Below are 3,970 nucleotides of genomic sequence, written 5' to 3'. Positions count from 1 at the left end.
CGACTTTGTGTGATAATTTTGGCTTATGGAATCCTGAAGTGCTTATTGGGCAAAACTTTTAGGACTATTTTGCGGAATAAACTATCAGTATAGACCTACTTTCCACACAGAAACCAGAAGAGCCGATATATGAGCGATCGAGTCTCTGGTATGTCAAACTAGAGAATAGGAGAGAGTTGGTCTAGAGGTTGCGGGATCATTTGATCAATGATTCCGAGGAAAGTCCGAACTCCCGAAAGACCACACTTGCTGGATAACGTCCAGTGCGCGCGAGCGTGAGGATAGTGCCACAGAAAAATACCGCCCCCTTTTTCAGTGTTGCCAAAGGCACGGCGTAGCCGTCCAGTAAACAGTAACGAAAGTAAATTTACTGATAACTAATAACTTTCCACTGATAACTGATAACTGATAACTGATTGGGGGTAAGGGTGCAAAGGTGCGGTAAGAGCGCACCAGCAGTATCGAGAGGTACTGGCTCGGTAAACCCCGGTGGGGAGCAAGGTGGAGGGACAAAGGTTGGTCTTTTTCCTGTCCCGTTTTTAGGAACCGCTTGAGGTAATTGGTAACAATTATCCCAGATAGATAACCTCTATTCCAACAAAGGTAAAAGCAATTTTACTGCTGTTGGGAAATACAGAATTCGGCTTATGTCTGACTCTCTCCTTTATCAGTTATTAGTTATCAGTTATCAGTGATCAGTTATCAGTGATCAGTTATCAGTATTCAGGAGATTATTTTTATTTATTCTCCCCCCGCAACGGCAGTTCGACAGGCTCACCGTCCGCTCGACTGAGCATCGCGGCTCGACTGAGCATCGCCGAACGTCCGAACGTCGCGCACGAAGTGGTCTCCCCTGCTCCCATGTCCCCTGCTCCCCCGCTCCCTGCTCTCATTTCCCCTGGAACCTCAACTACCAATTTAAATGCTTCTTAGCTTAGAGGGGGATTGCACCGCTAACGGTTAGGTGATTGATCAAATCCCGTATCGCTTGGCCGCCGCTACTGTGAGCTAAAGATATAATGGTGTCTCACACTTAAGTAAGTCTGGGGTGTTTTTGGTTCTTTAGGAGATCTTAGGCTAAAATATTGGTCAATGGGTAAGTACCAGCAATGTTGAATCTCTGAACAAAACTTGACATTCTGTTAAAAAAATGAGGCAAAGTCTATTGGCTAATCGCTATCGAATTATTCGACAATTAGCAAGTGGGGGATTTGGCGATACCTTTCTCGCGGAAGATACCCATTTACCATCAGGTCGCACCTGTGTAATTAAACAACTGCGGCCCATGCACAATAACCCACAGGTCTATCAACTGGTCAAAGAGCGCTTTCAAAGAGAAGCAGTGATTTTAGAAGATTTAGGAAATAGTCATGATCAAATTCCCACATTGTTTGCTTATTTTGAGGACCAGGGACAGTTTTATTTGGTTCAAGAATATATTCAGGGACAGACTTTATCTAGTTTAGTTAAGAGCCAAGGAAAACAAGAAGAAACCTTTGTTAAAAGAATTTTACTAAAGCTTTTAGTCGTATTAGAATATATTCAAAGCAAACGGATTATTCACCGAGATATTAAACCAGATAGTATTATTATTCGTCACCACGATCAAATGCCAATTTTAATTGACTTCGGTGCTATTAAAGAAGCAATAGGTACAGTGATGTCTCCTAGGGGTAATTCCACCAGTTCTATTGTAATTGGAACACCGGGGTTCATGCCTCCAGAACAATCAATAGGAAGACCAGTTTTTTCCAGTGATTTATATGCTCTTGGTTTAACAGCAATTTATTTATTAACAGGGAGAATACCTGAAGAATTAGAAACCGAACCGCTTACGGGAGAAATTATCTGGCGACAATATGCTTTAAATGTTAGTCCAACTCTAGCCAATGCAATTGATCAAGCTATTAAATCGCAAGCAAATCAAAGATTTACAACTGCTCAAATGATGAGACAGGTGCTACAGGGACAGCCGACAGTACCGCCAACTGAACTTTCTTTCCCTTCATCTCAACAAGGCAACGTGATTCTGAAAAATGACTGGATAAAAATTACTATTGCTGCTGTCACAATAGGTATTACTTCCTTAGCTGGCTGGACTTTCTTCTCTAAAAAACAACAACAAAAATTAGCAGAAAGAATCTCTGAAATTCAATCAGAACAGACTAATCAAGCCAAACAACAAGAGCAAGAATTAGCGGCAAGGCAACGACAGCTAGATGAAAAACAACGTCAGATTGAACAAAACCAAGAAGAATTAGCTGAAAAACAGCGTCAACTTCAACAAGAAAAACTTAAACCAACTGAAACTATCGCCTCTTCTTCTGAGCAAACAAGCTTAATTTGGCGTTCTCAAAGTAATTTAACTAGAATTGCAAACTTAAATAAAATTTGTTTTGGTAGTAGTACACTCAGTTTAGTTGAAACTGTTTTTGGATATGGTAAACCACCATTTACAGGAACAATTACGATTCCTGCTCCCCAAAAAGAAGGTTGTACAACTGGAGATACCCTACAAGGAAATTTTAACCTATCTGGAAATGCAGGTAACTGTGTCGGCACAGTTAAGATTACTTGGAAAAATAACGATAATGCTTTTATCCAATGGAATATTACTAATTTGGGTTTAGCTTGTCCTGTAGCTACAAGCAATTGGCAAGTTAATACTTATCCTGTCAACCTTTAATTCGCCAAATTTTGAAAATTACCAAAAATAAAGCTTTGACTCTTGTAGTTAAGTAGGTGGGTGGAATTAAATATAAAATGAACGTAGGTTGGGCTTCGGCCGTGAGCTTTTGCCGAACGGTTGAAGCATGAAACCCAACGCCCGCATGGGTTACGCTACCGCTAACCCATCCTACAAATAATTGTGCCTACCTACTTAGCAATCAATTTATGATAAAATATTAATAAATAATCAGGAGCAATTATGACAGTTAAACCAAAATCAGAAAAATTAAACAGTGATATTTTATTAAAGCAAGAGACGAAAGCCTTTAATCCTCGGTCCCTTCCTAACTCTTCCCCAAAGAGTAAAACTGTTTTTCTGCAACAAGCAGGTGCTTTAAGGGATGATAGCTCTCTTGCTGACCTAAGAGACTCTATTTACCAAGCTAGAGGACGTTCAGAAACTGAAGATGATGTATATTCTTGACACGGATACTTTAACTCATCTCCACGCAGGTAACATTAACGTTATTAATCGGTTAGAAAGCTTACAGGATGAGGAAGTCGCCATTGCGATTGTCACCAAGATTGAAATTTTGCGGGGAAGGATAGATTATCTACTTAAAGCTTTTTCAGGAAGTGATTTATTGAAAGCACAAAAACTTTTTTGTCGTTCAGAAGTCCTACTGAATCAACTTCCTGTAATTTTAATTGATGGGGATGATGCTAATCAATTTGACCGTTTACGAACTGTTTCTAAAATCCAAAAAATTGGCAGAGCCGCTCTATTAATTGCTAGTATCGCATTAGCTAATCAAGCTAGGTTAGTAACCAGAAATCTGCGACATTTTAGACAAATTCCTCATTTATCCTTAGAAAATTGGGTAGATTAATACAAGGTCTGATTTTCCCAGTTTCTGAACCTGTAGTTGGCTCTAGATTTACCTCAATAATCAGTCCTCGCTTGAGATTTATTATGCTGTCCATCCTACTAAAGCTGATTCGGTAAGTTGCTGTAATTCTTCATCTTGTTGATAAATTGCTGCATACAGATTTGCTGATTCTTGTAAGTCCTGAGCCTCTAGTTCTAGTTGAAATCGCTCTAGAGCCACTCTCACTATCTCATTAGCATCTTTAAAGCCGTATTTTTGATAACGGTTGAGCAATTCTCTGTGAGGTTTTTCTAGACTGTTGGTAAAGGTAATCCTTCTTTGAGTATAACGCTACAGGTGAGATAAGCTGTTGTGCATTTAAACTGGGTATGAGGACGTTACAAAACAAACTGAGAAACTCGCTCTCTCCC

Annotated in this window: 4 protein-coding genes and 1 other RNA gene; 4 read left to right on the top strand and 1 reads right to left on the bottom strand. The window is 39.7% G+C overall.

The window, feature by feature from the left end:
• The first annotated feature begins 172 nt into the window (after window positions 1-172).
• From rnpB to IQ242_RS18690, 4 genes are all read left to right on the top strand, one after another.
• Window positions 173-663: RNase P RNA component class A (gene rnpB, locus IQ242_RS18705), an RNA gene on the top strand.
• A 487-nt stretch (window positions 664-1,150) separates the two neighbouring features.
• Window positions 1,151-2,686: a serine/threonine-protein kinase gene (locus IQ242_RS18700; protein ID WP_193961001.1), complete on the top strand. Its 1,536-nt coding sequence runs from the start codon at window positions 1,151-1,153 to the stop codon at window positions 2,684-2,686.
• Window positions 2,687-2,929: 243 nt separating this feature from the next.
• Window positions 2,930-3,154: a hypothetical protein gene (locus IQ242_RS18695; protein WP_193961000.1), complete on the top strand. Its 225-nt coding sequence runs from the start codon at window positions 2,930-2,932 to the stop codon at window positions 3,152-3,154.
• A complete protein-coding gene (locus IQ242_RS18690; protein WP_193960999.1) occupies window positions 3,138-3,560 on the top strand; it encodes a type II toxin-antitoxin system VapC family toxin in 423 nt (140 codons plus the stop codon). Before IQ242_RS18695 ends, IQ242_RS18690 begins: the two co-directional genes overlap by 17 nt.
• 81 nt (window positions 3,561-3,641) lie before the next feature.
• On the opposite strand, the gene IQ242_RS18685 is transcribed toward IQ242_RS18690, so the two are convergent.
• Window positions 3,642-3,833, bottom strand: a complete 192-nt coding sequence (locus IQ242_RS18685) for a hypothetical protein (protein ID WP_193961002.1) — start codon at window positions 3,831-3,833, stop codon at window positions 3,642-3,644.
• Window positions 3,834-3,970: the final 137 nt, after the last annotated feature.

The sequence above is a fragment of the Microcystis sp. LEGE 08355 genome (assembly GCF_015207185.1).
In the GTDB taxonomy this organism is placed as follows: Bacteria; Cyanobacteriota; Cyanobacteriia; order Cyanobacteriales; family Microcystaceae; genus Microcystis; species Microcystis panniformis.
Note: the sequence above shows the minus strand (reverse complement) of the source record. Positions and strands in the feature narration are given on the sequence as shown.

Bases quoted from the DNA above. Each gene is read 5' to 3' on its own strand.
- IQ242_RS18700 (WP_193961001.1), top strand. From the start codon at position 1,151: ATGAGGCAAAGTCTATTGGCTAATCGCTATCGAATTATTCGACAATTA.
- IQ242_RS18695 (WP_193961000.1), top strand. From the start codon at position 2,930: ATGACAGTTAAACCAAAATCAGAAAAATTAAACAGTGATATTTTATTA.
- IQ242_RS18690 (WP_193960999.1), top strand. From the start codon at position 3,138: ATGATGTATATTCTTGACACGGATACTTTAACTCATCTCCACGCAGGT.